Origin of the sequence: Flavobacterium piscis (assembly GCF_031457575.1) — a bacterium.
Classification (GTDB): Bacteria; Bacteroidota; Bacteroidia; order Flavobacteriales; family Flavobacteriaceae; genus Flavobacterium; species Flavobacterium piscis_A.
On sequence record NZ_JAVDWQ010000009.1, the window covers coordinates 163,658 to 186,985 of the forward strand.

At 33.8% G+C, this 23,328-nt stretch carries 22 protein-coding genes and 1 pseudogene; 16 read left to right on the forward strand and 7 right to left on the reverse strand.

The window, feature by feature from the left end; all coding sequences use genetic code 11:
• The first annotated feature begins 465 nt into the window (after positions 1-465).
• A complete protein-coding gene (locus J2W48_RS14260; RefSeq protein WP_310282308.1) occupies positions 466-1,440 on the forward strand; it encodes a hypothetical protein in 975 nt (324 codons plus the stop codon).
• A 148-nt stretch (positions 1,441-1,588) separates the two neighbouring features.
• Positions 1,589-2,692: a hypothetical protein gene (locus J2W48_RS14265; protein WP_310282309.1), complete on the forward strand. Its 1,104-nt coding sequence runs from the start codon at positions 1,589-1,591 to the stop codon at positions 2,690-2,692.
• Between the two features lie 525 nt (positions 2,693-3,217).
• Here J2W48_RS14265 and J2W48_RS14270 read toward each other — a convergent pair.
• Positions 3,218-3,415 (reverse strand): hypothetical protein, encoded by a 198-nt coding sequence (locus J2W48_RS14270; RefSeq protein WP_310282310.1) that lies wholly within the window; start codon positions 3,413-3,415, stop codon positions 3,218-3,220.
• A 143-nt stretch (positions 3,416-3,558) separates the two neighbouring features.
• Here J2W48_RS14270 and J2W48_RS14275 point away from each other — a divergent pair, with 143 nt between their 5' ends.
• Positions 3,559-3,768 carry a helix-turn-helix transcriptional regulator gene (locus tag J2W48_RS14275; protein WP_310282311.1) on the forward strand — a complete coding sequence of 70 codons (210 nt, stop codon included), beginning with the start codon at positions 3,559-3,561 and terminating at the stop codon, positions 3,766-3,768.
• A gap of 328 nt (positions 3,769-4,096) precedes the next feature.
• On the opposite strand, the gene J2W48_RS14280 is transcribed toward J2W48_RS14275, so the two are convergent.
• From J2W48_RS14280 to J2W48_RS14295, 4 genes are all read right to left on the reverse strand, one after another.
• Entirely contained in the window at positions 4,097-4,642 is a 546-nt protein-coding gene (locus J2W48_RS14280) for a hypothetical protein (RefSeq protein WP_310282312.1), read from the reverse strand.
• A gap of 221 nt (positions 4,643-4,863) precedes the next feature.
• Complete coding sequence (locus J2W48_RS14285; RefSeq protein WP_310282313.1) at positions 4,864-5,118, reverse strand: hypothetical protein; 255 nt, start codon at positions 5,116-5,118, stop codon at positions 4,864-4,866.
• Positions 5,119-5,189: 71 nt separating this feature from the next.
• Positions 5,190-5,261, reverse strand: a complete 72-nt coding sequence (locus tag J2W48_RS14290; RefSeq protein WP_310282359.1) for a hypothetical protein — start codon at positions 5,259-5,261, stop codon at positions 5,190-5,192.
• Positions 5,262-5,281: 20 nt separating this feature from the next.
• Complete coding sequence (locus J2W48_RS14295; RefSeq protein ID WP_310282360.1) at positions 5,282-5,428, reverse strand: hypothetical protein; 147 nt, start codon at positions 5,426-5,428, stop codon at positions 5,282-5,284.
• A 342-nt stretch (positions 5,429-5,770) separates the two neighbouring features.
• On the opposite strand from J2W48_RS14295, the gene J2W48_RS14300 reads away from it, so the two are divergent.
• Positions 5,771-6,823: a DUF5694 domain-containing protein gene (locus J2W48_RS14300; protein ID WP_310282314.1), complete on the forward strand. Its 1,053-nt coding sequence runs from the start codon at positions 5,771-5,773 to the stop codon at positions 6,821-6,823.
• A gap of 186 nt (positions 6,824-7,009) precedes the next feature.
• The gene (locus tag J2W48_RS14305) at positions 7,010-7,156 is read left to right on the forward strand and encodes a hypothetical protein (protein ID WP_310282315.1); all 147 of its coding nucleotides are present in this window, start codon (positions 7,010-7,012) and stop codon (positions 7,154-7,156) included.
• A 112-nt stretch (positions 7,157-7,268) separates the two neighbouring features.
• On the opposite strand, the gene J2W48_RS14310 is transcribed toward J2W48_RS14305, so the two are convergent.
• On the reverse strand, positions 7,269-7,817 hold the full coding sequence (locus J2W48_RS14310; RefSeq protein ID WP_310282316.1) for a type 1 glutamine amidotransferase domain-containing protein: 549 nt from the start codon (positions 7,815-7,817) through the stop codon (positions 7,269-7,271).
• 998 nt (positions 7,818-8,815) lie between these two features.
• On the opposite strand from J2W48_RS14310, the gene J2W48_RS14315 reads away from it, so the two are divergent.
• The 6 genes and pseudogenes from J2W48_RS14315 to J2W48_RS14340 all read left to right on the forward strand — a co-directional run bounded on the left by J2W48_RS14315 (position 8,816) and on the right by J2W48_RS14340 (position 17,036).
• Positions 8,816-13,636, forward strand: a complete 4,821-nt coding sequence (locus tag J2W48_RS14315) for a RecQ family ATP-dependent DNA helicase (RefSeq protein ID WP_310282317.1) — start codon at positions 8,816-8,818, stop codon at positions 13,634-13,636.
• Between the two features lie 224 nt (positions 13,637-13,860).
• On the forward strand, positions 13,861-14,661 hold the full coding sequence (locus J2W48_RS14320) for a ThuA domain-containing protein (protein WP_310282318.1): 801 nt from the start codon (positions 13,861-13,863) through the stop codon (positions 14,659-14,661).
• A gap of 243 nt (positions 14,662-14,904) precedes the next feature.
• Positions 14,905-15,087, forward strand: a pseudogene (locus tag J2W48_RS14325) (helix-turn-helix domain-containing protein); the annotation flags it as partial.
• A gap of 146 nt (positions 15,088-15,233) precedes the next feature.
• Positions 15,234-15,620, forward strand: a complete 387-nt coding sequence (locus J2W48_RS14330; protein ID WP_310282319.1) for a DoxX family membrane protein — start codon at positions 15,234-15,236, stop codon at positions 15,618-15,620.
• 15 nt (positions 15,621-15,635) lie between these two features.
• On the forward strand, positions 15,636-16,160 hold the full coding sequence (locus J2W48_RS14335; RefSeq protein ID WP_310282320.1) for a YceI family protein: 525 nt from the start codon (positions 15,636-15,638) through the stop codon (positions 16,158-16,160).
• A gap of 9 nt (positions 16,161-16,169) precedes the next feature.
• On the forward strand, positions 16,170-17,036 hold the full coding sequence (locus J2W48_RS14340) for a pirin family protein (protein WP_310282321.1): 867 nt from the start codon (positions 16,170-16,172) through the stop codon (positions 17,034-17,036).
• A gap of 306 nt (positions 17,037-17,342) precedes the next feature.
• Here the strand turns inward: J2W48_RS14340 and J2W48_RS14345 are convergent, their stop codons facing one another.
• On the reverse strand, positions 17,343-17,909 hold the full coding sequence (locus tag J2W48_RS14345) for an REP-associated tyrosine transposase (protein WP_310282322.1): 567 nt from the start codon (positions 17,907-17,909) through the stop codon (positions 17,343-17,345).
• Positions 17,910-18,391: 482 nt separating this feature from the next.
• Here J2W48_RS14345 and J2W48_RS14350 point away from each other — a divergent pair, with 482 nt between their 5' ends.
• The 5 genes from J2W48_RS14350 to J2W48_RS14370 all read left to right on the forward strand — a co-directional run bounded on the left by J2W48_RS14350 (position 18,392) and on the right by J2W48_RS14370 (position 23,230).
• A complete protein-coding gene (locus J2W48_RS14350; protein WP_310282323.1) occupies positions 18,392-18,994 on the forward strand; it encodes a hypothetical protein in 603 nt (200 codons plus the stop codon).
• A 115-nt stretch (positions 18,995-19,109) separates the two neighbouring features.
• Positions 19,110-19,574 (forward strand): 2-dehydro-3-deoxyphosphooctonate aldolase, encoded by a 465-nt coding sequence (locus tag J2W48_RS14355; protein ID WP_310282324.1) that lies wholly within the window; start codon positions 19,110-19,112, stop codon positions 19,572-19,574.
• A gap of 118 nt (positions 19,575-19,692) precedes the next feature.
• The gene (locus J2W48_RS14360) at positions 19,693-20,688 is read left to right on the forward strand and encodes an SDR family NAD(P)-dependent oxidoreductase (RefSeq protein ID WP_310282325.1); all 996 of its coding nucleotides are present in this window, start codon (positions 19,693-19,695) and stop codon (positions 20,686-20,688) included.
• 275 nt (positions 20,689-20,963) lie between these two features.
• A complete protein-coding gene (locus J2W48_RS14365; RefSeq protein WP_310282326.1) occupies positions 20,964-21,782 on the forward strand; it encodes a helix-turn-helix domain-containing protein in 819 nt (272 codons plus the stop codon).
• Between the two features lie 191 nt (positions 21,783-21,973).
• Positions 21,974-23,230 (forward strand): glycosyltransferase, encoded by a 1,257-nt coding sequence (locus tag J2W48_RS14370; RefSeq protein WP_310282327.1) that lies wholly within the window; start codon positions 21,974-21,976, stop codon positions 23,228-23,230.
• Positions 23,231-23,328 lie beyond the last annotated feature (98 nt).

The following is a 23,328-nucleotide window of genomic DNA, read 5'->3' on the forward strand; positions in this document are numbered from 1 at the left end:
AATTATTGATTTGTTCGAAAGTGCTGTGAGACTTAGGTTTTGCAGCATTTTTTTTTAGGAGCTGATTCCTGCTCTCCGCTATATCTTTTATGGTCTCGTTAGAAAAAAACGAGACCATAAAAGGATGCCGCTGCGATCAGGGCTAGGGATTTAGGGTTTATGAGGAATAAATCAGGTATAAGTACTTGGTTGTTTAAAATGGGAAATTGATATTTTTACGAAAATGAATTTGTTTTTTTGACAAGATTGCGTTCACGGGAATCTAAAAAAATACTACTAAGATTTTGTAAATAAGCCTTGCCTAGTAATTAATAAGAAAAAAGAAATATATTTGAAAAAGAATAATACGAAATAAACCTGTGTGTTTACATCTAATTTTGGGTAGATTGTCGAAGGTTTGTTACATATGTATACAAGTTAGTAGCTATTCTTTCATCGAATTAGAAAACTAAAATATATTTAAAAATGAATGACCTTTATTCAAAACTCGACAAATATTTCAGGTATGAAAAAAGTGATTCTGTCTTTATTGCTTTAGTCAAATCACTTATTCTATTAGTAAGTGGTGGTTATTTCGGGCTTTCAATCAAAGAAATTAATTCAACACCTCAAATAATCGATTATAAGCATATTGGAATATTTGTTTTTGGAATTTCAATATTCATATACATTGAATTTCGAAGACTTACAAAAGAAAAGAATTTTCCTATTTCAATACTAAATCATTTAACCGCTACAGAAGAGTTAAAAGAATTAAAAGAAAAATATAATCGTAAAAGTAAGATTTATGAATATATAGATCTTTCAATACAATCACTTAATTCAAACACTTGTCCAGTTTTATTTGCTACATCTGATAATTTACTATGTCGTCAAGATTTAAATTTGGGACTAAAAAATGTTTTAAATGATTTAGTTGAAAGTCCAAATTATTTTTTAGAAGTTGATAAGACCAAGTTTACTGTTGGAGTGTATTTAAAAGATATTTTAGACCCAAAATCCGAACGCGATTTTACTGTAAATAATGAAAAAACTTTTTTATTCCGTGATGATTTATCAATTAATGATTATTTACCTGAATCTTTATTTGAAATTAATTCAACTGAAATAGAAGGTTTTCAAATTCAAACAGCATTACTCGAAGTTTTAAATTTTGATAAATTTATTTGCAGACAAATTAATATTGATTCAGAAGTACATTCAATTGTTTGTTCGCCAATCCCTAATGTATGTGAAAGTTGTCCTCCTGAAGGAATTATTTTTGCCATTTATAAAGGAAATGAAGGGTGCCAAAGTGATATAGATAGTGTTTTGTTAATTTTCGGTAGAATATTATCAAACTGGATTTCTAAATATAATGAATGTGTTAGCCGAACTAAAAATCTAAAATCAGAAGAAACCCATACTCACAAAACAATAGAAACCCAGAGGAAATCATAATATTAAATACTAAATAAATAAAAGCATAGTTCCCCTCTGCTGGCGCGAGCGCAAGCTGGAGGACTAAAATTAATTAGTTTTAACCAAATTATAAATGATTCTTAAAATTAAAAAGCAGCCCTAACGGCCACTACACATTTATTGAACTATGTACTCAAAAGAAAATATTTACAAAAATACTGGGCAATTTGACAAAATAGTTTCGGTGACATTTCGATTTAATTCGGATTCACATAAAAAATATGGTCCATATATCGTGGGAAAATTTTATTACACCCCTAAAGAGCGTGCTGAAAACCAGCATATTGTCAATAATCCAAATCATGAACATACTCACGGTTTAATTAAATTTATTGCTTCCGACTCTCCAGAAATATCACATGAAAACAAAGAGTATTTAAAATTTGATGGTCTAGAAACTTCAAACATAATTGAAATTTTAGGATTTAATGCCCCTGCAGAGAATAAATTCATCAAAACTGAATTACGCGATTTACCAACACCAATGACTATTAATTCTTCGTTTACAAAAGAAGACGATGCTGATGATATGATGTTGTGGTTAAATAATCAACGTCTTAAAAACGGCTATAAATTAATTAAAGAAGAAATGAATCAACATAATGCTATTTTATATAGAAAATATGAAAATAGAATTATTAAGCCTGAAGAAATTGCTTTATTTAGAGATTCTAAAACTAGCCAAATAAAACCCGAACTTAACTATTATTATTTGAATAGCAAACTTGAACACGGAACAATAACCGATGAAGAACTTGAAGAGTTAAAAAAGTTAATTGATCAAAATGCGGTAGATAAAATTCAAATTATTAAGCAAGAACTTGAAAAAAGTTCCGAAAAATGGAAAAAAATGGGAATCGATCAAAAAGCTGCACTTTCAATTCTTGTTCAATTTGCGATACATTTTGAAACTCATAGATTAACTAGCGGAAAAATTCCGATTTGGTGGGATTTTGAAAGATTTGTCCACATTTTCATGAGACATGTTAATGAAACAAAAATTGGCGAAAGATTTGAAATAAAAACAGTTTTTCAATATAGATTAAAAGATATTAAAAGCTTGATTAAAATTGTCCTAGGAATAGCTGAAAAAGAAATTAATCGACATTTTGATACTAAACCAGGAATTGAGTTTAAGCGACAAGGCGAAAGAGGAATTTATTTTGATGGTGATTATTATTCATTCCGCATCGACAAGGATGGTAAATTAATGACGTTTCATAAAAACTAAGCGGCGCCCAGCTCTACGAAGTGTTCTCATGAAAAGCTGCGCAAATGTCTCTGACTTTGCGCAATTTTTTTAAGTCATTATATCCTAAATCTCTAAAAAGTCTCCGACTTTTTACAAAACATTTTTAAACAGCAATAAACACAAATACATTATATTTATAAAAAACTTAAAATGAAAGAAGGATACGTAATTCGTGACCAACCCGATCGCGCAGATCTGCACAACGTTAGCGCAGAATTGTATTCTGTGCCCACAAGGTATGGCAAACAAAGCATGTTGAATTGTCTAATACTAATGTCATAATTCAATACAAAATTATGCAGGTTTAGAAAATGATTTAGATGTAGTATTGCTAAATTGTTTGATATTTCAGAATTAAAAGGTAACTATTTTTCTTTACTGTGCGGGCACAGAATACAATTCTGCGCTATCGGACGTCTCGCTCGTGAACACAAAGAATGGCAGAAACGTAAATAATAAAATAAGCAAAAAAATAAAAACCAAAAGGCAAATCAAATAATGTTATCATTTACGACCTCTTGCTGAATGTTGATATTGTTTTGTCTTAAAATCAGCTGTTTCATCCTTCAATTTTTTATTGGCATTATGCAATAATTCATTCTGAACTTTCATAATGCTTAAGAGATCGTGTATTGCGTTCAAATTTTCCAATTGAACCATTACAATCCTTTCTAAATCTGCTTTTGTGTATTGAGTACTCATAGTTATATTTTTGTTATTAAACGACAAGGTAAATGTAAAACAAAATTACATTAATGCAAAGCAAATTTACATTTTATTATTTCATTAATGAAATCTATCCTTTCATTAGTGTATAACTGACATGCATTCACTATTTTTGAACTATGGACGAGAAAATTAACAAAATAAAAGAGGTGTTGGTACGAAAAGGTGTAAGTCAAAAGGAACTGGCTGCTCAACTTGAAAAGAATGAGCATACTGTTTCAAATTGGTGTATTAATAAATCCCAACCCCATCTTAAAGACCTACAAAAGATTGCCGGGTTTTTAGAAGTGGATATTTGTGACCTATTAATTTCAAATAAGGACAAATAGCAAACAAAGCATGTTGAATTGTCTAATACGAATGTCATAATTCAATACAAAATTATGCAGGTTTAGAAAATCATTTAGATGTAGTATTGTAAAATTGTTTGATTATTTTCAGAATTAAAAGGTAACTATTTTTCTTTACTGTGCGGACACAGAATATAATTCTGCGCTATCGGATATGTAATTCGTGACCAAACTTTACCACATTTTATAACTGCTACAGCCGTAGACTGGATTGATATTATTACAAGGCAAGCCTATAGAGATATAGTTATAGAAAGTTTAGATTGTATCGAAAACAAAGGAATGTTTTAAACTACATTTATTAACTTTAATTAGACCATTCCAAATTGAGAATAAATTCTACTTTACTCTCTGGAAAAGATACATTTATTGAACTAGGCTTTGTTGAAATATATGGACTTAAATAAATATGAGGCACATTAACAGAGTAATTCAGTATCTGAACTAAATTAGATTGATCCTGATCATAAATAGAAAATGAAATATATCCGTTAGGATCTATGTATAAATCTTCTGTAAGAAATGACCATGTAAGATCTCCTTGATTTTCTTTTGTTGAACTAATATACCATACATCCCAATTACCATTACCATCAAAAGGATTTACTGACATACTTTTGCTGAAAGAAAAACGAACATCTGCTAGATTATTAGGATCCGATATTTGATATTCTGGATCCCAGGCAGTATTTATACCGTCAAAAGAAATAATTTTAAGTCCCGTAATTCTGACACTATTTCCTTTTTCAACATTAACAGTAATAGCTTTTGTTTCACTTTCAATATTACCAGTCTTAATTAATCTAATGTAAACAGTTTTTTTACCAACAGTAGCAAATTTAAAATGTAACACCTTTGAATTACCAAAACCTCCCCCGCTCCCGCACGAATCCTTTCGTGTGGGCTTATGAAAACAGAATTTCTTATACCTCAAACATTCTAAACTATATCATCAATAAGACCTTTATGACCCAAACATTCATAGTATAAAAAGACAAAAAGCCACACGAAAGGATTCGTGCGGCAGCGTACGAGAAGAACACTTTAAAGAACCAGTAGTAATTTTAGAATCTCTTATAATTCAAACATTCTAAATACAACTATATCCTCAATAAGTCCTTTCTTTCCGGAATAATCAATAGCACTGCTGTATATATAGTCTTCAGATTTATATACTAAGCCAGCTTCTACTGGATTGTTATGAACATAGTCTATTTTTTGCTGAATTACTTTATTGCTCCACAATTCTATTGGTTTGTTATCATAACGCCAAAATTGGTAATGTTTTACATTTGAACTTTTTTCAGCTTCTTTTCTAAAAAAATCCAACAGAAATTCTTTTCGACTCTCTTTCGGATTTTCCTGTATGCTTTTTACTATTGAATTACTTGTAAACCTTTTTAAGTCACTACTAATAATTTAGGTTTTTGGCCATTTATACTACGGAAAACTAAATGCACATGATTACTCATGATACACCATGCATGAATTTTTAATCCTTTGTTTTTTGACAATAAAGAATGCTTTCAATAAACAAATCTTTATATTCATTCCGGGTAAACACATCCAGCCAGCCAACTACTGCAAAACTTATAAAATACAATCCTTCAGGATTATGAAATTTGTAATTTCTACTCATTATGAAAAAAAATAAGATTATTCTGTAAATATATAGAATTATTTACTTTTTAATTATCAGACTAATTAATTGAGAGGTAAGCAAGAAAATTAGATTTCAAAAGCCACACGAAAGGATTCGTGCGGGAGCTTGGGCGATCGGATTTACTCTATCTCACAAATAAAATTCTTCTGATAATTTGTAAAAGTTTTTCCTATATTAGCTAAATAAACACCCCGCAGCTTTATGGCACAAAGCGAACCCAAATTGGGTGAATTGGAGCTATTTTATGGCTGGTATATACAAGTTGGTGGCAATGCAAAAGAACTGACAAATGACCATAACAAATAAGACGGACAAAATATGAAGTATTCTTTTTTTCTATTTCTCTTAATATCGATTAACGTATATGCTCAAAAGGTTGACATATTACTGATAGGTGTTTCACATAACTACGGTAATTATCCTCAGCAAGATTTTTCAAGTATTCATAGTAAAATCAGAAAATTTAATCCGACTGCTTTTTTCGGAGAATTTTTGAGCAAAGAAGATGAGCGGCTTGTTATGGATTATTGGTGTAAACAGGACAATTTAAAACGCCTGGAAATACTTAGAAAAAATAGAACTATAACAACAGAGGCACTTCCAAAGACAATTGATAGTCTAAGAAAATTATCATTCCTAAATCCTAAAGACTATCAGTTAAAAGCAGATTTAGCTCACGCTTATTATCTTAATCAAGATGTTTCAAATGGTCATTATCAATTTTGGCAAGTTTTCAGCCATCTACAGAAAACACCTAATATTGAACTTGAAAACTATGTCAATAAATTACTTAGTCCACAATTAGATGTTACAGGGCGAAGTATGAAAAGACTCAAAACTTCTGAGTATGCACTAATCGCATTTCCAATGATGCAGGAAATGAAAATTCAGGAATTGCTTCCTATGGATTGTCAAGATTTTGATTTGAATTGGTCTGCATCTGCTTTGGCATTCTATAACAAATTTGAACCTTTCAAAAAAGATACCCTTGCCTCTTATGCAAATGAGTTAAAAGTAATACTAACTCAAAGAGATAAAGGGTTTGAAAAAAATGCCAGCGTTGAAAAAAATTCAAAAACTATAACGGAATGGTTTAACACCGATGAAGCATCTGCCATTTTTGCCTCAGGAGATTTTTATTTTCCAGAAATGTATGAGATAAAAAACTTTCCCAAAGAAGAAATATTATCCCAAATACATTGGTGGTTAATGAGAAATAAAGGAATGTGTGAGAATGTTTTAAATCGAGCCAGAGCTTTGGGCACGAAAAAAGTGGTTGTTGTTGCTGGCGCTAATCATAGAAAATATATGCAGGATATATTCGAGAAAATGCCGAATGTAACAGTAAGAAATATAAATGAAATTGAATAGAACTTGTCTTCAAATGCCCCGCTCTCCGAAGAGTTACTTATGAAAAGCTGCGCAAATGTCTCTGACTTTGCGCAATTTTTTTAATGCTATTATAATTCTAAATCTCTCAAAGTCTCCCGACTTTTTTACAAAACGTTTTAAACGGCAATAAACACAAATACATTATATTTATAAAAAAACTTAAAAATGAAAGAAGGATACGTAATTCGTGACCAAACTTTACCACATTTTATAACTGCTACAGTCGTAGACTGGATTGATGTTTTTACAAGGCAGACTTATAGAGATATCGTGATTGAAAGTTTAGATTATTGCATCAAAACAAATGAATGATTTTATATAGTTATGTAATTATGAGTAATTAAACTGGCAATTACAAAAAATGCAAGACCAAAATTGATCTTGCATTTTTTGTAACTTGATAAATCTAATTAAAAAACATCTTTTACACTGTCTGACGCTCGTGTTTTCCTTCTTTAATTTCTTCCACCATTTTTTTATTAAAAGCGGGCAAATCATTAGGGTTTCGGCTGGTCACCAATCCATTGTCTACGACTACTTCTGAGTCTTCCCACTGTGCTCCGGCATTTTTCAAATCGTTTTTAACAGAGAAGAATGAAGTTACTTTTCGACCTTCCAAAACATCAGCATCTACCAGAATTTGAGGGCCATGACAAATAGCCGCTACTGGTTTTTTACTTTTAAAAAAGGAACGTACAAAATTTACTGCAGCCTCTTCTCTTCTCAATAAATCAGGATTTATAACTCCTCCTGGAAGAACCAAAGCATCGTAATCTGCTTCATTTGCCTGATCTAATACTACATCAACATTATATTCCTTGCTCCAATTACCGTCTTTCCAGGATTTGATAGTTCCCGATTTCAAACTGATGATATCTGCATTCCAGCCTTGCTCTTCCAGATAGGCTTTAGGCGATGATAATTCTGTTTCTTCAAAACCGTCTGTGGCTAATATGGCTATATTCTTTTCCATAATTTTAAGTATTTAAAACGTTATTAATTTGATTTATCTAAAATTAGTTATTTCAAACAGCCAGCGAAAACATACCATGTTAAACCTTTCTTTAACAAAAGTTAATTAATTGGATTTCAAATTTTTATTAAAAATTAAATTGAAATTATATAAGATTGATATCAATTTAGTTTAGTATTTTATAGTATGAAAGCCAAGAAAATAATTGTATAAATTAGTGAGTACGAAAATAAAAAGGCATTCCAGGAAAACGAGAAATATCACCTATGAAAGTAAAAAGAGAATAACTTTGAATACTATATTTCCGCAACGTCGCCTACCAGCGAAACGTTATTGGAAACACTACACATAAATACTCCGATAAAATTATTTAATATGAAGTTTGCTTCGAAAATCTTTTTTATTTTTTTATCTATTTCTGCCCTTGCACAACGCGAAGCAGAAAATTACGGTTACAGACATTTTCAAATCGTATTTAATAATGAAAATGTCGACATTTAATTAAATCGAAAATCGGAGAGGAAAATATCGCCAAACCGTTATTCCTTTTTTGTCAGGGAAGTTTGCCTCAACCCTTAATCAAAATTGATGAATCAGGTCCTTACAACGTATTTCCTTTTAATGCTGATACGTTTACCAATGAATATCATATTGTAATTATTAGCAAACCGTCAATTCCACTCATATGTAACGTAAACGATTTAGGAAAAGACTTTACTTACCATGACAAAAACGGAAAATTTCCAGAGAATTATGGGACAAAGTCACTGAAGACTGGAAGAAATGGCTGAAAAGATAATGGCCTTGCTATAACCGCATCTAATCAAAACTGCTGGCTTTCAGTGAATAGAACCAGTATTTTTCATAACTTCGTCTACGGTAACAGAGAATATTCATCTCCGATCGCCGCAGCTTCTTAGTTGCCAAACGTTAGGCAAATACAAAAAAGGCAATGGAAACATCAAAAATGACAACAAATAAAATCTGAATAACTGAGCGTGAAGTCAATTGCATTCATTGATACCGAGATTGAGCCAAAGAGCCAAAAGATTCTTGACATTGGGAGTGTCAAGGGTGATGGAAGTTCCTTTCACAAAACTTCGGTTGCTGACTTCATCCAGTTTTTGAACGGAACGCAATTTATTTGCGGACACAACATTTTCAATCACGACATAAAGTATATCGGTAAAGCACTCACTGATGCTGAAATAAATTCTTCAAACATTATTGATACGTTGTTTCTTTCTCCGTTGCTTTTTCCGACCAAGCCTTATCATGCCTTATTAAAAGATGACAAGCTACAATCAGAAGACACAAACAATCCTTTGAATGATTCCATCAAAACAAAAGACTTGTTTAATGATGAAATTGCAGCGTTCAAACAATCTGATGAAACACTTAAACAAATTTTCTTTTTGCTACTGAATGACAAAAAGGAATTCCACTCCTTTTTCCGTTTTATATCATATACAAGTGAAAATACTGACCTGGAAAAACTGATTCACCAAAAATTTGAAAATGAAATTTGTAAACAAGTTGACCTTCCCAAAATAATTTCAGAAAACCCAATTGAACTTGCCTACTGTTTATCACTTGTAAACTCCTTCATTGAGCACAAAAAAATTAACTCAATCACACCACCTTGGGTACTGAAAAATTATCCGGAAGTTGAAAGAATCATGTTTCGCTTGCGCAACCAGCCGTGTGTTAGTGGTTGTGAGTATTGCAACAATGCCTTAGACAGTTATAAAGGTTTGAAAAGGTGTTTTGGCTTTGATTCCTTTAGAACTTACGGAGGCGAGCCACTCCAAGAAAGAGCGGTTAAGGCAGCAATTGACAACAAATCGATACTTGCAGTATTTCCGACTGGTGGCGGAAAATCAATCACTTTTCAAGTTCCTGCATTAATGAGTGGTGAAGCAACCAAGGGCTTGACGGTTGTGATTTCTCCTTTGCAGTCTCTTATGAAAGACCAAGTTGATAATCTTGAAAAAATAGGAATTACAGAAGCTGTAACTATAAATGGTTTGCTTGACCCGATTGAAAGAGCCAAATCCTTTGAACGAGTAGAAGATGGTTCAGCAACTATTCTTTACATCTCACCTGAATCACTTCGTTCAAAGACAATTGAGCGATTGATTTTAGGTAGAAAGATTGTCCGTTTTGTTATTGATGAGGCACACTGTTTTTCTTCATGGGGTCAGGATTTTAGAGTTGATTACCTATACATTGGTGATTTCATTAAACAACTTCAGGAGAAGAAAAATCTTGAGGATGGAATTCCTGTTTCATGTTTTACCGCAACTGCAAAGCAGAAAGTGATTGAAGATATTCGCGAGTATTTCAAAGAAAAGCTTTCTCTTGACCTTGAACTCTATACTTCCAAAGCATCAAGGACAAATCTTCAATACAAAGTTTTTGAAAAGGGTGACGAGGAAGAAAAATATCAGGCAGCAAGAGATTTGATTGAGGATAAGCATTGTCCAACTATCATTTATGTTTCAAGAACGAGAAAAGCTTATCTCCTTGCAGAACGATTAACCAAGGATGGTTTTAATGCTAAACCATACCATGGAAAGATGGACAAGCAAGAAAAGTCTGAAAATCAAGATGCCTTTATCAACGGTGAAACCCAAATTATGGTAGCGACTTCAGCTTTCGGAATGGGAGTTGACAAAAAGGACGTTGGCATGGTGATTCACTATGAAATTTCCGATTCACTTGAAAACTACATTCAGGAAGCAGGAAGAGCCGGCAGAGATGAAAATATTGTTGCTGACTGCTTCGTGTTGTTCAACGAAGAAGACCTCAGCAAACATTTCATTCTATTGAACCAAACTAAACTTTCCATCAAAGAGATACAGCAGATTTGGAAAGCAATAAAAGATATTACCAGATTCCGGTCAAAAGTTTCAAACTCCGCCTTAGAAATTGCGCGAAAAGCAGGTTGGGACGATAACGTAGTTGAGATTGAAACCAGAGTTACGACAGCTATTGCAGCCTTAGAAGATGCAGGTTATTTGAAGCGAGGGCAAAATATGCCGAGAATTTTCGCCAACAGTATCCTGTCAAAAAATGCACAAGAAGCCATTGACAAAATCAACGCTTCGGAAAGGTTTGAGGAAAAGCAAAAAGAAAAAGGAATCCGAATCATCAAGAAACTTTTTTCAAGCAAAAGCAGAAAGCAAACAAACGAAGAGCCTGCTGAATCGAGAATTGATTATATCAGCGATCATCTGGGAATTGTAAAAGAAGAAGTGATAAATATTGTCAATCTTCTTCGCGAGGAAAAGATTTTGGCTGATGCAAAAGATTTGACCGCCTTCATCAAGAAAGGTGAACACAAAAATCGTTCTCTTAATATTGTTGAATCATTCGGTAAGATTGAAAATGTTCTTTTGCCAGTTTTTGAGGAACAGGAAAAAATATTTCACATCAAAGAGTTGAATGAGGAAGCCGAACAAAAAGGTTGTGATGATGTATCTCCAAATAAGATTAAAACACTTATTAATTTTTGGGCAATCAAGAATTGGATTAGGCGGCAGAACTTAGAATATTCTAAGAATCATTTTGTGGTGCTTTGCCTCCAATCGAAAGAAATATTGAAAGAGAAATTGGAGAAGCGGCACGAGTTGGCAAAATTCATTGTAGAATTTCTTCATGAGAAAAGTAATTTGAATGTAACTGAAGTTGAAAAAGAAGAAGTATTAGTTGAGTTCTCAGTTCACGAATTAAAAACCGCTTATGAAAACCATCAAAGCCTTTTCAAACTTGATACTGGCATCGATGATATTGAGGATACACTCTTTTATCTTTCAAAGATTGGGGCAATCAAAATTGAAGGTGGTTTTCTTGTTGTTTATAACCGACTTACCATTGAACGAGTTGAGCAAGACACCAAAAAACGCTATAAAGTTGAAGATTATCAAAAACTGAATCAGTTTTACGAGAACAAGGTTCAGCAAATCCATATTGTTGGGGAGTATGCTAAGAAAATGATAAGCGACTACAAAGATGCTTTACAGTTTGTAGAAGATTATTTCCAACTCAATTATCAGTCGTTTCTCAATAAATATTTCAAAGGCAGCCGTCAGAATGAAATCAAACGCAACTTAACACCTGCCAAGTTCAGGCAGCTTTTCGGAGAACTTTCGCCAACACAATTGAAAATCATAAATGACAATGAGACGAGACACATTGTTGTAGCTGCCGGGCCTGGAAGCGGAAAGACAAGAGTGTTGGTTCACAAACTTGCTTCATTGCTTTTGATGGAAGATGTAAAACACGAGCAGTTGCTTATGGTGACTTTTTCAAGAGCGGCAGCAACAGAATTCAAAAAGCGTTTACTAAAACTGATTGGCAATGCTGCAAATTATATTGAAATAAAAACATTTCATTCCTATTGCTTTGACTTATTGGGAAAGGTTGGTAGCTTGGAAAAGTCAGACGAGATTTTGAAAAAGACGATTGATAAAATCAAGAGTCGGGAAGTTGAACCAAGTCGAATCACAAAAACCGTTTTGGTGATTGACGAAGCACAGGACATGGACGAAGATGAGTTCAACCTTATAAATGCCTTGATGGAACAGAACGAAGAAATGCGAGTAATTGCAGTTGGTGATGACGACCAGAATATTTATGAGTTCAGAGGAGCAAACTCAAAATATCTTGACCAGTTTATTCAGGTAAACAAAGCAGCCAAGCATGAATTAGTCGAGAATTACAGAAGCAAAAGCAATCTTGTAGAATTCACAAATCAGTATGTAAAAAGAATCCATCACCGTTTAAAAGACATTCCAATTATTGCCAAACAACCCGACAACGGAAAAATAAAATTGGTGCGGTATCAAAGTGGCAATCTCATTACACCGCTTGTTAGTGACATTCTTACAACAGGGCTTACTGGAACTACATGTGTGCTTACAAAGACTAATGAAGAAGCACTCCAAATCACAGGGCTGCTTTTAAAAAATGAAATGCAAGCGAAGTTGATTCAGACAAATGACGGTTTTAGTTTGTATAATCTTTTGGAAGTCAGGTTTTTTTTGAATCAACTGGATTTGGCTGATGATGTTTTCATAATCAGTGATGATGTTTGGGCAAATGCTAAACGGGAATTGATAAACAAGTTTCGAAACAGCACAAAGTTGGAAGTATGCATGAATATCATTAAGGATTTTGAGGCGACCAATCCAAAGAAGAAATACAAATCTGATTTGGAAGTCTTCATTCGCGAATCCAAACTTGAAGACTTTTTCAACGAGAATGGTGAAACAATTTTCGTTTCAACCATTCATAAGGCAAAAGGTAAAGAGTTTGACAATGTTTTCCTGATGCTTGAAAATTTCAATTCTGCAACAGACGAAGCCAAGAGACAGTTATATGTTGCCATGACAAGAGCAAAACAGAATTTGACAGTGCATCTTAACTCAAATTTTCTTGATAATCTTTCAGCAGAAAATTTAGAACGGATTGAGGATAGTGAAATTTACTTACCACCAAAAGAGCTGGTAATCCATTTAGCCTACAAAGATGTTTGGCTTGACTACTTCGTAAACAGACAACATTTAATTTCTCAACTCATGAGCGGGAATGTCTTGACTTTGAACGGTGATGAATGTTTGAACTCAGAAGGACAATCAGTTTTGAAATTTTCACAGCACTATTTGAGACAAATTGAGAGCTTAAAAGAAAAGAATTATAAATTGATAGATGTTAAAGTAAACTTCATTGTTTACTGGTTAAAAGAAGGAGCAGAACACGAGGTGAAAATTATTTTACCGGAACTTTACTTTGAGAAACAACAGAATGAAGATTAAATGAGTAAAAGTACGATGCCTTAAATGTATAAGCGTAATGCAGGTAAAAATGCTAAATTAAAAGAAATTTACTCTTTTTAAACTAATCCAAAGTAAAGGCTCGGGTGCAAAATAAATCGTTCCTACGGAACTTTACGGGCAAGAACAATTGTTTTACATAAAATTGCGTATGTTTAAGGAATTTTAAGAATTTTATCAGGCTTTAACTAAAAAATACAAAAGACATGGAAATACACAACAGGTTTAACCCGGCTGCATTTATTGGAAAACATTTAAAATTCGGACATTTTTTTTATAGTTTATTTCTACTATTATTTGTATTAAACAGCCATTCTGCCAATGGTTTGGCCAAGGAAAAGCAGCTTCGCGTGTTGCTGATTACTGGCGGATGCTGCCATAATTATACGTTTCAAGCTCAAGCATTAAAGGATGCTTTAGCAAAATATAAAAAAGCCGATTGGACTGTTATAAACGAGGGAGGAACCGGTACTAACGCTATCCTTCCTTTATTCAATGACAGCAATTGGGCAAAAGGGTACGATGTGGTAATACATAATGAATGTTTTGCCGATACCCAGGATTCGGAGTATATAAAAAAGATTACCCAAGCGCATTTTGCGGGAGTTCCGGCAGTGGTTATTCATTGCGCCATGCACACTTACCGTTCGGCAAAAACGGATGATTGGCGAGAGTTTCTTGGCGTAAGTAGTTATACGCATGATCATCAAAGTTTATACACCGTAAAAAAAGTGGAAGGCAAACACCCTATCATGAATAAATTTCCAGATAATTGGACCAGTCCCATGGATGAATTATACATTGTAGAAAAAACAGGCCCCAAAACAAAGATTTTGGCTACTTCCGTGAGTGAGGTTAACGGTAAAACATACCCTGTAATCTGGACTAATCAATACGGAAAAGCCCGTGTATTTGGCACAACTTTCGGCCATTCGGATGACACGTTTAAAGATTCTGCATTTACTGATTTGTTGGTTAGAGGTATTTTATGGGCGGCAAATAAATAGTAAAGTTTTGGGTCTGTGCTTATCTTTTTGATGGTTTTGAAGGAAAGCTACAAACATCAAAATGGGCTAAAATTACTAAAATCTCAACCGACACAGCTTTAAGAGATATAAAAGACTTAGTAGAGAAAGGTATTTTACGACAAAACAAACGAAGGCGGACGAAAAGCAAATTATGAATTAGCAGACGTCAAGAATAACCCAGGCTCCACAAAGTCTTCTCGTCAACACAAAAACATAAAGTACCCAATAGAAGCAATAAAATTCAGAATGGAACAAATGGGCTATAATCAAAATGATTTGGCAAACATTATAGGCCTAAAAAGTCGCGCAAGCAAAATTCTAAATCGTAAAAGAAAACTATCTCTTGAAATGATTAGAAAATTACACGAAGTTACACATATTCCAACTGATGAGCCGGGTTCGTAACAAATCAATGAAGGAATAATCATTCCCTCATCTATTTTACGTTGACATTTGTCATCGTTTTTTTTTATCATTTGTCATCGTTTTCTATATTGGCCTTTTCACAACTTTGCATCATTAATTTAAATTTTCAATTAAAATACAAAGACATGAAGAAAAACAAAATCATTTTAGTTCTAAGTATCCTTTTTGGTCTGATGATGGTCAATTCAGGACTCAACAAATTTTTCAATTACATGCCCATGCCTGAGCCCTCGGAGGAAATGATGGCTGTATTTGGCGCACTTATGACAATTAAATGGTTGATACCATTGGTTGCTATTGCCGAAATAGCCGGAGGGGTTTTATTTGCCATTCCAAAAACCAGGGCATTGGGAGCTATTGCCATTTTCCCGGTGATTGTTGGCATTGTTGTTCATCATCTCACACATGATGTTGCGGGTATAGGAATAGGGCTGTTCTTGTTCCTCATCAACATTTGGGTGATTTTTGAAAATCGTGAAAAGTATTTACCAATGGTAAAGCCAACTGTGTAATTCTTAAAAAAGTCTATGAAAAATATAATTTTAATTGCTATATGCCTCTGTTTTGCCATTACCTCGCTAATGGCACAAAACATAAATACAGAAAAATCAGTTGTTGCTTTTGAAATCAGCAATATGAAAATCAATACAGTGAAAGGTACATTTAATGGAATGAAAGGAACTGTGAGCTTCGACCCAAACAGCCTCAACACATCGACTTTTGATGTGTGTATTGATGCTTCCTCTGTAAATACAGGAAACAAGAAAAGAGATAATCATCTGCGAACTGAAGATTTTTTTGATGTCGAAAAGTATTCTTCCATTTGTTTTAAATCAACACAGGTTATCAAGTCAAACCAAGGATATATAGCCAAAGGAAAATTAACTTTACACGGTGTGTCAAATGACATAGAAATCCCACTTAATGTAACCAGAAAACAATTTACAGGAGTATTCACCATAAAAAGACAGGATTACAAACTTGGTAAAAACACAGGGACTTTTATGGTGGGCGAAGAAGCAAAGATTACAATCACATGTATCTTAAAATAATCGTTTAAAATGAAAAAGAAAATCAGTTTTTCCGGAAAAGGTAATAGGGCCGATATTGGCGAAATCACAATTCACCGGATATTACCCAATCGGTATACCAATTCGGTGGGCCCCTTTGTATTTCTCGACCACATGGGTCCGTTACAACACACCAAAGAAATGAAAGCGGGAACGGGGGCACATCCACACAGGGGCATAGCTACGCTTACTTATGTGCTGAATGGCGAGGGTGAACACTTTGACAGTGCCGGTAATCATGCGATGGTTCGTTCGGGAGGAATTCAATGGATGAAAGCCGGTAACGGCATCATTCATGATGAGACGATGAATCCGGATTCCCAAACGGATAATCCATATATGCACGGCTTTCAATTCTGGATAAACCTGCCTTCAGAAATAAAAGCGGAGAAACCCGAATATTTGGGTATTCAGGCAAATGAAGTTCCAACGAAAATTTTAACAGATAATAGTGGCTGGCTCAAAGTAATTGCAGGTAGTTATGAAGAGCTGGATTCTAAAATTCCAAATTATACCGAACAGTTTTTGTATCACATCAGGATTGAAGCGAACAAACAATTTACAATTCCTTTTGCTGAGAAAATTGAAATAGCTGCATTTCTTCCCACTCAAAATGTAATCCTGAATGATAGCGAATTTCAGGCAGGTGAATTTGTGGAATTTGACAGATCAGCAGGAGTAATTGAAATTAAAAACACCTCACAAACAGCAATAGAACTGCTGTTCTTTGGAGGTGAATATTATAACGAACCAATTGTAGCCACAGGACCATTTGTGATGAACACTCAGCACGAAATCACACAGGCATACAACGATTTCTATGCCGGAAAATACGGAAAAATCATCTACGGAAAATAATCAACAAGCCTGCAGGATTCATCTTCTTCAGAAACAGCGAGGAATCAAAAAAGTTTTATGGAAAGCCAAACCGCTATGGACTGAAAGTCCATAGATTTGATTGGCAGACTGAAAGCCTGCAAGGTTGTAGACACTATTAGCCACAAATTACACGAATTACTAATTAATTTGTGTAATTTGTGGCTAATATTCTTTAGAAGCTAAAGTAAAATACACTAAAGTACATAGTTGTTAAACTATATCTGAGACCAATAAATCACCGCTTCCGCACGAATCCTTTCGTGTGGCTTTTGAAACCAGGATTTCTCATATTTCAAACATTCTAAATAAAACTATATTATCAATAAGACCTTGCTGTCCTGAATAATCAATAGCACTACTGTATACATAGTTTTCAGGTTTATATACTAAGCCAGTTTCTACTGGATTATTATGAACATAGTCTATTTTCTGCTGAATCACTTTATTGCTCCACAACTCTATTGGTTTGTTATCATGACGCCAAAATTGATAATGTTTTACATTGGAACTCTTCTCGGCTTCTTTTCTGAAAAAATCCAACAGAAATTCTTTCCGACTTTCTTTCGGATTTTCCTGAATACTTTTTACTATTGAATTACTAGTAAACCTTTTTAAGTCACCCACTAATAGTTCAGGTTTTTGCCCCTGTATACTCCTGAAAACCAAATGTACATGATTACTCATAATGCACCAGGCATGAATTTCTAATCCTTTGTTTTTTTGACAATAAAGAATACTGTCTATAAACAAATCTTTGTATTCATTTCGGGTAAAAACATCTAACCAGCCAACTACAGCAAAACTGATAAAATACAATCCTTCAGGATTATGAAATTTGTAATTTCTACTCATTAAAAAAATAAGATTATTCTGTAAATATATAAAATTATTACTTTTAATTATATCCCGAATTAATTAGTAGCAAGCGAGAAAATTGGGTTTCAAAAGCCACACGAAAGGGCGGTAGCGTATAGAGTTCCTTATGAAAAGCAGCGTAAATGTCCCCCACTCGTCCTCGTTTGCCATTGTATCTGTGCTCGTTTTCAACGAAGTGCCTACCTAAACAAAAAAAATAAATCATAGCGTTTGCAACGCGGTTCAACAAAACAGAAGTATTTCTTAAAACAAATACTTCTGCTTTTTTATTCCGTAATTTTCTTATAAATCATATATTTGAAGAAAAAAAACGTTTGTGCAATATAAATTTATCGATAGGACGGTTAAAACTTTTTAAGATGTATATCTGTATAAAGCCGCAAACGCTTTTTTGTTTACGTTTACGAGCGGGACGAGCGCTAGCAATACAAGAGTTGACAAAGTAAATCATGTAATTTATGAGTACTATTACAATAGTAAGTGTGTTTATTATAACCTGCTGCAGTTTAATTAACCGCACCAGAACCAATGGCGATGCCATAAATGAAAATGTTATTATTTCAAAGATTGATTACAAAAACACTCAGTCCAAAACAGATACCTTATGGGTTTCGCAAAATGATACAGCTTTTTTCAGAAAAATCGAAACCATGATTCATCGTCCTTGCAGCAAACCCAAAGCAGCAGTACTGTATGAATTGATAAATCCCAAAGACGGTGTATATTATCTAATTTACAACGATAAAAAGCAGTTGATAACGGAAGGAATGTATACAGCTAAATACACTTATGAAGGTATAACTTATGAACGAGGCAATTTTTACAATTCAAAAAATTATAATTATAAAAAAAATGGCGTTTTAGAAACAACACATTATCAGGAAGATGGCAGAAATAGTAAAACCGAACATTTTGACAGCAAAAAACAATTGACGAAAATAAGGTATATCGATAAAAAATCAGCAACTACTACAAAAATTGAAATCTACAAAAAAGGACAGTTAAAAGAAACGCAAATGTACACGAGCCTTAGCACATACTACACAGTCAAGGCAAACTAGTAGTAAAAAAAAACTCACCAGAGAGACGTTTGCGTCAGCGGAGATTTTGATTGCCTTCACGATCAGGAAATTTATTACAGGGAAGTAACCCACATAATTAAACACTCTACTTAATATGAAAAAACTAATACTGCTTGCCGTACTGATAACACTAGCATGTTCAACAAAAAAATCGAATGTTTCTGATGATAAAGGAATCGGTGATACCAGGACAAAACCAGTCGAACTTATTGATAACAACACGTATTTGTTAACCGAAATGAGCGAAGATACTACCTACGGATATGACAAATCGAATCCTATTAAGGTTGGCGGAGTTCATGACAAAGACGGTCCTTTGAATGAACGAAGATTCCTAAATGCATTATTTGGACCTAACGATAAAAAAATGATGTATTTCAGGGCAGGCAGCTGTTGCGCATTTAAAACCCCGAATGGCTTTATAAACAATATGGGCATGTTAGATCGTTTTAGACTAAGCGAAATTGGAAGCAAAGACACTATCGACATTTACATTAATATGTACGATGCCGGCGATTTAAAAATTCCTTTTGGATTGAAAGCGCAGATAAAGAAATAAGTTGGTTTTTATACTTGTCTCTGACCTTTTAAACAAAGTATATTCGGACGTTTAAACAAAGTTTTTCTGTAACATCCTCTCTACATTTGTCTCAATAAAACAATTAAAAATTTAAAAAATGAGACAAAACAATTATCAGGGAGTATTACAGAAATCGCTTGATTCTGGTTTCAACGCCACATCTACAACAAGTGATGTTATCAAAGGGATTGACCTTACAGGAAAAATTGTCATAGTAACAGGTGGCAATACCGGTATTGGCCTTGAAACTACCAAAACGTTGGCAGCAGCCGGGGCAACAGTAATTGTACCGGCAAGAGATACCGAAAAAGCAAGAAGAAATTTAAGCGGAATTGCCAATGTTGAATTGGAAACTATGGATTTGATGAATCCGGACTCAATTGACACCTTTGCTAAATTTTTTTTGGCTTCGGGCAGACCCCTTCATTTACTCATCAACAATGCGGGCATTATGTGGGTACCTCTGCGTAGGGACAGCCGTGGCATCGAATCACAGTTAGTTACTAATTATTTAGCACAGTTTCAATTGACTGCCAGACTTTGGCCAGCCCTCACAAAAGCAGATGGTGCACGGGTAATTAATGTGTCATCTCAGGGGCATCATTTCGCACCTTTTGATTTTGACGACCCTAACTTTCTTAATCGAGAGTACGAAACCCTGCAAGCTTATGGGCAATCAAAAACTGCCAGTAACCTATTCGCACTTGAGTTAGACAATTTGGCTAAAGCCTTTAATGTAAGAGCTTATTCATTACATCCAGGTTCAATAAATGGAACAGAATTAGGCAGAGAAGCATCTTTGGAGCTGTTTCAAAAAATGGGTTTCTGCGATGCAGAAGGAATTCTTTTGCCAGAAGTAGCCGCATCATTGAAAACAGTTCCACAAGGAGCAGCCACAACAGTTTGGTGTGCCACCTCATCTTTACTCAACCAAGTCGGTGGAGTCTATTGTGAAGATGTTGAAATTGCCGAAATAGCTTCTGATAATTTAATGTCAAACGGCGTAAAACGCTATTCATTAGATGAAAGCAATGCTAAACGTTTATGGAAATGGAGCGAAGAAATGACAGGTATAAAGTTCAACATTAGCTAATTAAATAACATACCAGCATTTGAAAAAAAGTTGCCGGCATTTAAGTCGGTAACAGGCACCGTAAAAACTTTGAGCGAAAAGATACTATCATAACGGATATAAGAAAGAAAGAAAGAAAGAAAGAAAGAAAGAAAGAAAGAAAGAAAGAAAGAAAGAAAGCGCTTTATTTAATTTGCGGTCGATGTTGGTCAGTCGATAACCTCAAATCGTTATGATTATTTCTATTTTTGTATTACCACTTTCGTTTAATTAAGAAAGGCTTTTAATTGTTAACTATGGAATATCAGGCAAAATATATAACCGGGGATATAAAACTTTCCTGCTATGAAGATACGTTTTTCAAGTCTGATATTATGTTTGACCAGCATATGCTAATTTGGTTCATTTCGGGTGAGACAAAAATCGTACAGACCGATGCTACCTACTTTTTCAAGAAAAATGATATATTTTTAATCCCCAGAAATCAACTGGCAACGATTATTAATTATCCTAAAAATGGCCAGCCACATAAAACAGTAGTAATGCACTTGTCTACAAACAGGCTAAGACATTTTTACGCGAACCTGAATGTGACATCTAAAGCATTGCAGCCACAAAAAATATATTCTTTCAACAATCATCCTTTATTGGAGAGTTGTCTTGCTTCATTGATTCCTTACTTTGAAATGAAAGAACTTCCTGAGGATATTGCCTCGCTAAAAATTACAGAAGCGATCAGTATTCTCAGGGCTATTGATAAAGAAATTGACACTGTACTGGCAAATTTTGATGAGCCGGGCAAAATTGATTTAGCAGATTATATGGAAAAGAATTTTATGTTCAATCTGCCTTTAGAAAAATTCAGTTATCTGACAGGTCGCAGCCTGACAACTTTCAAGCGTGACTTTAGCAGGATATTCAGCACTACCCCACAGCGTTGGCTTACTAAAAAAAGGTTAGAATTAGCTCATTATCATTTTGTTGAAAATAAAAAGAAGCCAATTGATGTTTGCTACGAAGTTGGTTTTGAAAATCTATCACACTTTTCGTATGCATTTAAAAAACATTTTGGTTATACACCAACCTGTCTGACTGAAAAACATGCCAGACGTTAAGACTATGGCTATTCAGCACTTATGTCCTTTGAATTTTACAACCTCACCGTCCACTCATTTTACCGTATTTATATTTTAGTTGGACTAATGGTTTAATTCGTATTTTCGTTTAGCCCAAAATACTCGGTTTCATAATTCCTAAACACGAAAAAGCAGTGTGAATTTTTTATTAAAGATGAAAACTAACTAAAATGAAAATACTATTAATGTCAATTGGAACACGCGGGGACATTGAGCCTTTTTTGGCAATAGGAGAAATACTTAGCAAAAAAGAGCATAAATTAACGTATGCTATTCCTGAGCAATACAGTCACCTCATACCCAATAAGGATAAATATCACTCTTTTACCCCTGAATTTTTAGCACTTATTGAAGGTGAAGGCGGAAGAGCTGTAATGGGTGGTTCTGTTGGGTTTATAAAAAAAATAAAATCCATTTTAAGGCTTTACAAAAAAGGAATGGCTGTAAACAAAATAATGATAATACAGCAATATGATATTGTAAAAAATGAGGAACCTGACTTAATCATATACAACGGAAAATGTAACTATCCATTATTGTGGCATTTATCAACAGGCAAAAAAATAGTTTTAATTAGTCCGATTCCATATTTCATTCACTATATTGAAGGTAATGGCCATACAGGCTTTGATGGAAATTACGGTTCTTTTATTAACCGATTGACTTACAAAATCGCAAACTTCGGATTAGTTAAAACAATTTATGACGCACAAAAGATATTAGGTACAAAGGATATACTCTTTTCAAAGAAACAAATAAAAGAAAAATTATTGTCTGAAAAACTGATTTATACCCTATCACCCTCATTATTGATAAGACCAATGACCTGGAGTTCAAATGTTCAGGTTTTGGGTTATCATGAAAGGAATAAAAAATTGGATTGGCAGCCTGATGAAAATCTCATTGAGTTTATTGGTAAGCATCAAAAGATATTGTTTTTGACATTTGGAAGTATGATTAATCCAGATCCGGAAAAGACGGCTCAGAAATTTTTATCTGTACTTTCTGAACTTAAAATACCAACTATAATTAACACTGCCGCAGGTGGTATAATACAACTAAAAGAGTTTGAAGAACATAATTTATTTTATTTCATTAAACAAATTCCTTATGACTGGATTTTAGAAAAATGTTATGGAATTATCCATCACGGAGGTTCAGGAACAACTCATAGTGGATTAAAAAATGGGTGTGTTACTATGATTATACCTCATGTTTTTGATCAATACGGTTGGAATAATTTAATATTCAAAGCAGGTTTAGGCCCCAAAGGAATATCTGTTAATAAAATTTCTGAAAAAAAGCTAAAACCTCAAATCATTGACTTGTTTGAAAACGAATCCTATAAAATAAAAGCCGTGGAAATTTCTAAAAAGATGAAAGAAGAGAATTTTGAAAATGAGCTATACGAATCAATCATGAGATAAATAAATTATAACCCGGAATTTCTACCAGACGGCAAGCATAAACTGCCAAAGTAACTATAAAATAACTTGGCAGCCCCCCTGGCAATACTTAACTTTAC

Bases quoted from the DNA above. Each gene is read 5' to 3' on its own strand.
- J2W48_RS14370 (WP_310282327.1), top strand. From the start codon at position 21,974: ATGAAAATACTATTAATGTCAATTGGAACACGCGGGGACATTGAGCCT.
- J2W48_RS14275 (WP_310282311.1), top strand. From the start codon at position 3,559: ATGGACGAGAAAATTAACAAAATAAAAGAGGTGTTGGTACGAAAAGGT.
- J2W48_RS14310 (WP_310282316.1), bottom strand. From the start codon at position 7,817: ATGGAAAAGAATATAGCCATATTAGCCACAGACGGTTTTGAAGAAACA.
- J2W48_RS14295 (WP_310282360.1), bottom strand. From the start codon at position 5,428: ATGAGTAGAAATTACAAATTTCATAATCCTGAAGGATTGTATTTTATA.
- J2W48_RS14300 (WP_310282314.1), top strand. From the start codon at position 5,771: ATGAAGTATTCTTTTTTTCTATTTCTCTTAATATCGATTAACGTATAT.
- J2W48_RS14320 (WP_310282318.1), top strand. From the start codon at position 13,861: ATGGAAATACACAACAGGTTTAACCCGGCTGCATTTATTGGAAAACAT.
- J2W48_RS14345 (WP_310282322.1), bottom strand. From the start codon at position 17,909: ATGAGTAGAAATTACAAATTTCATAATCCTGAAGGATTGTATTTTATC.
- J2W48_RS14335 (WP_310282320.1), top strand. From the start codon at position 15,636: ATGAAAAATATAATTTTAATTGCTATATGCCTCTGTTTTGCCATTACC.
- J2W48_RS14365 (WP_310282326.1), top strand. From the start codon at position 20,964: ATGGAATATCAGGCAAAATATATAACCGGGGATATAAAACTTTCCTGC.
- J2W48_RS14270 (WP_310282310.1), bottom strand. From the start codon at position 3,415: ATGAGTACTCAATACACAAAAGCAGATTTAGAAAGGATTGTAATGGTT.
- J2W48_RS14355 (WP_310282324.1), top strand. From the start codon at position 19,110: ATGAAAAAACTAATACTGCTTGCCGTACTGATAACACTAGCATGTTCA.
- J2W48_RS14350 (WP_310282323.1), top strand. From the start codon at position 18,392: ATGAGTACTATTACAATAGTAAGTGTGTTTATTATAACCTGCTGCAGT.
- J2W48_RS14340 (WP_310282321.1), top strand. From the start codon at position 16,170: ATGAAAAAGAAAATCAGTTTTTCCGGAAAAGGTAATAGGGCCGATATT.
- J2W48_RS14360 (WP_310282325.1), top strand. From the start codon at position 19,693: ATGAGACAAAACAATTATCAGGGAGTATTACAGAAATCGCTTGATTCT.
- J2W48_RS14265 (WP_310282309.1), top strand. From the start codon at position 1,589: ATGTACTCAAAAGAAAATATTTACAAAAATACTGGGCAATTTGACAAA.
- J2W48_RS14305 (WP_310282315.1), top strand. From the start codon at position 7,010: ATGAAAGAAGGATACGTAATTCGTGACCAAACTTTACCACATTTTATA.
- J2W48_RS14260 (WP_310282308.1), top strand. From the start codon at position 466: ATGAATGACCTTTATTCAAAACTCGACAAATATTTCAGGTATGAAAAA.
- J2W48_RS14330 (WP_310282319.1), top strand. From the start codon at position 15,234: ATGAAGAAAAACAAAATCATTTTAGTTCTAAGTATCCTTTTTGGTCTG.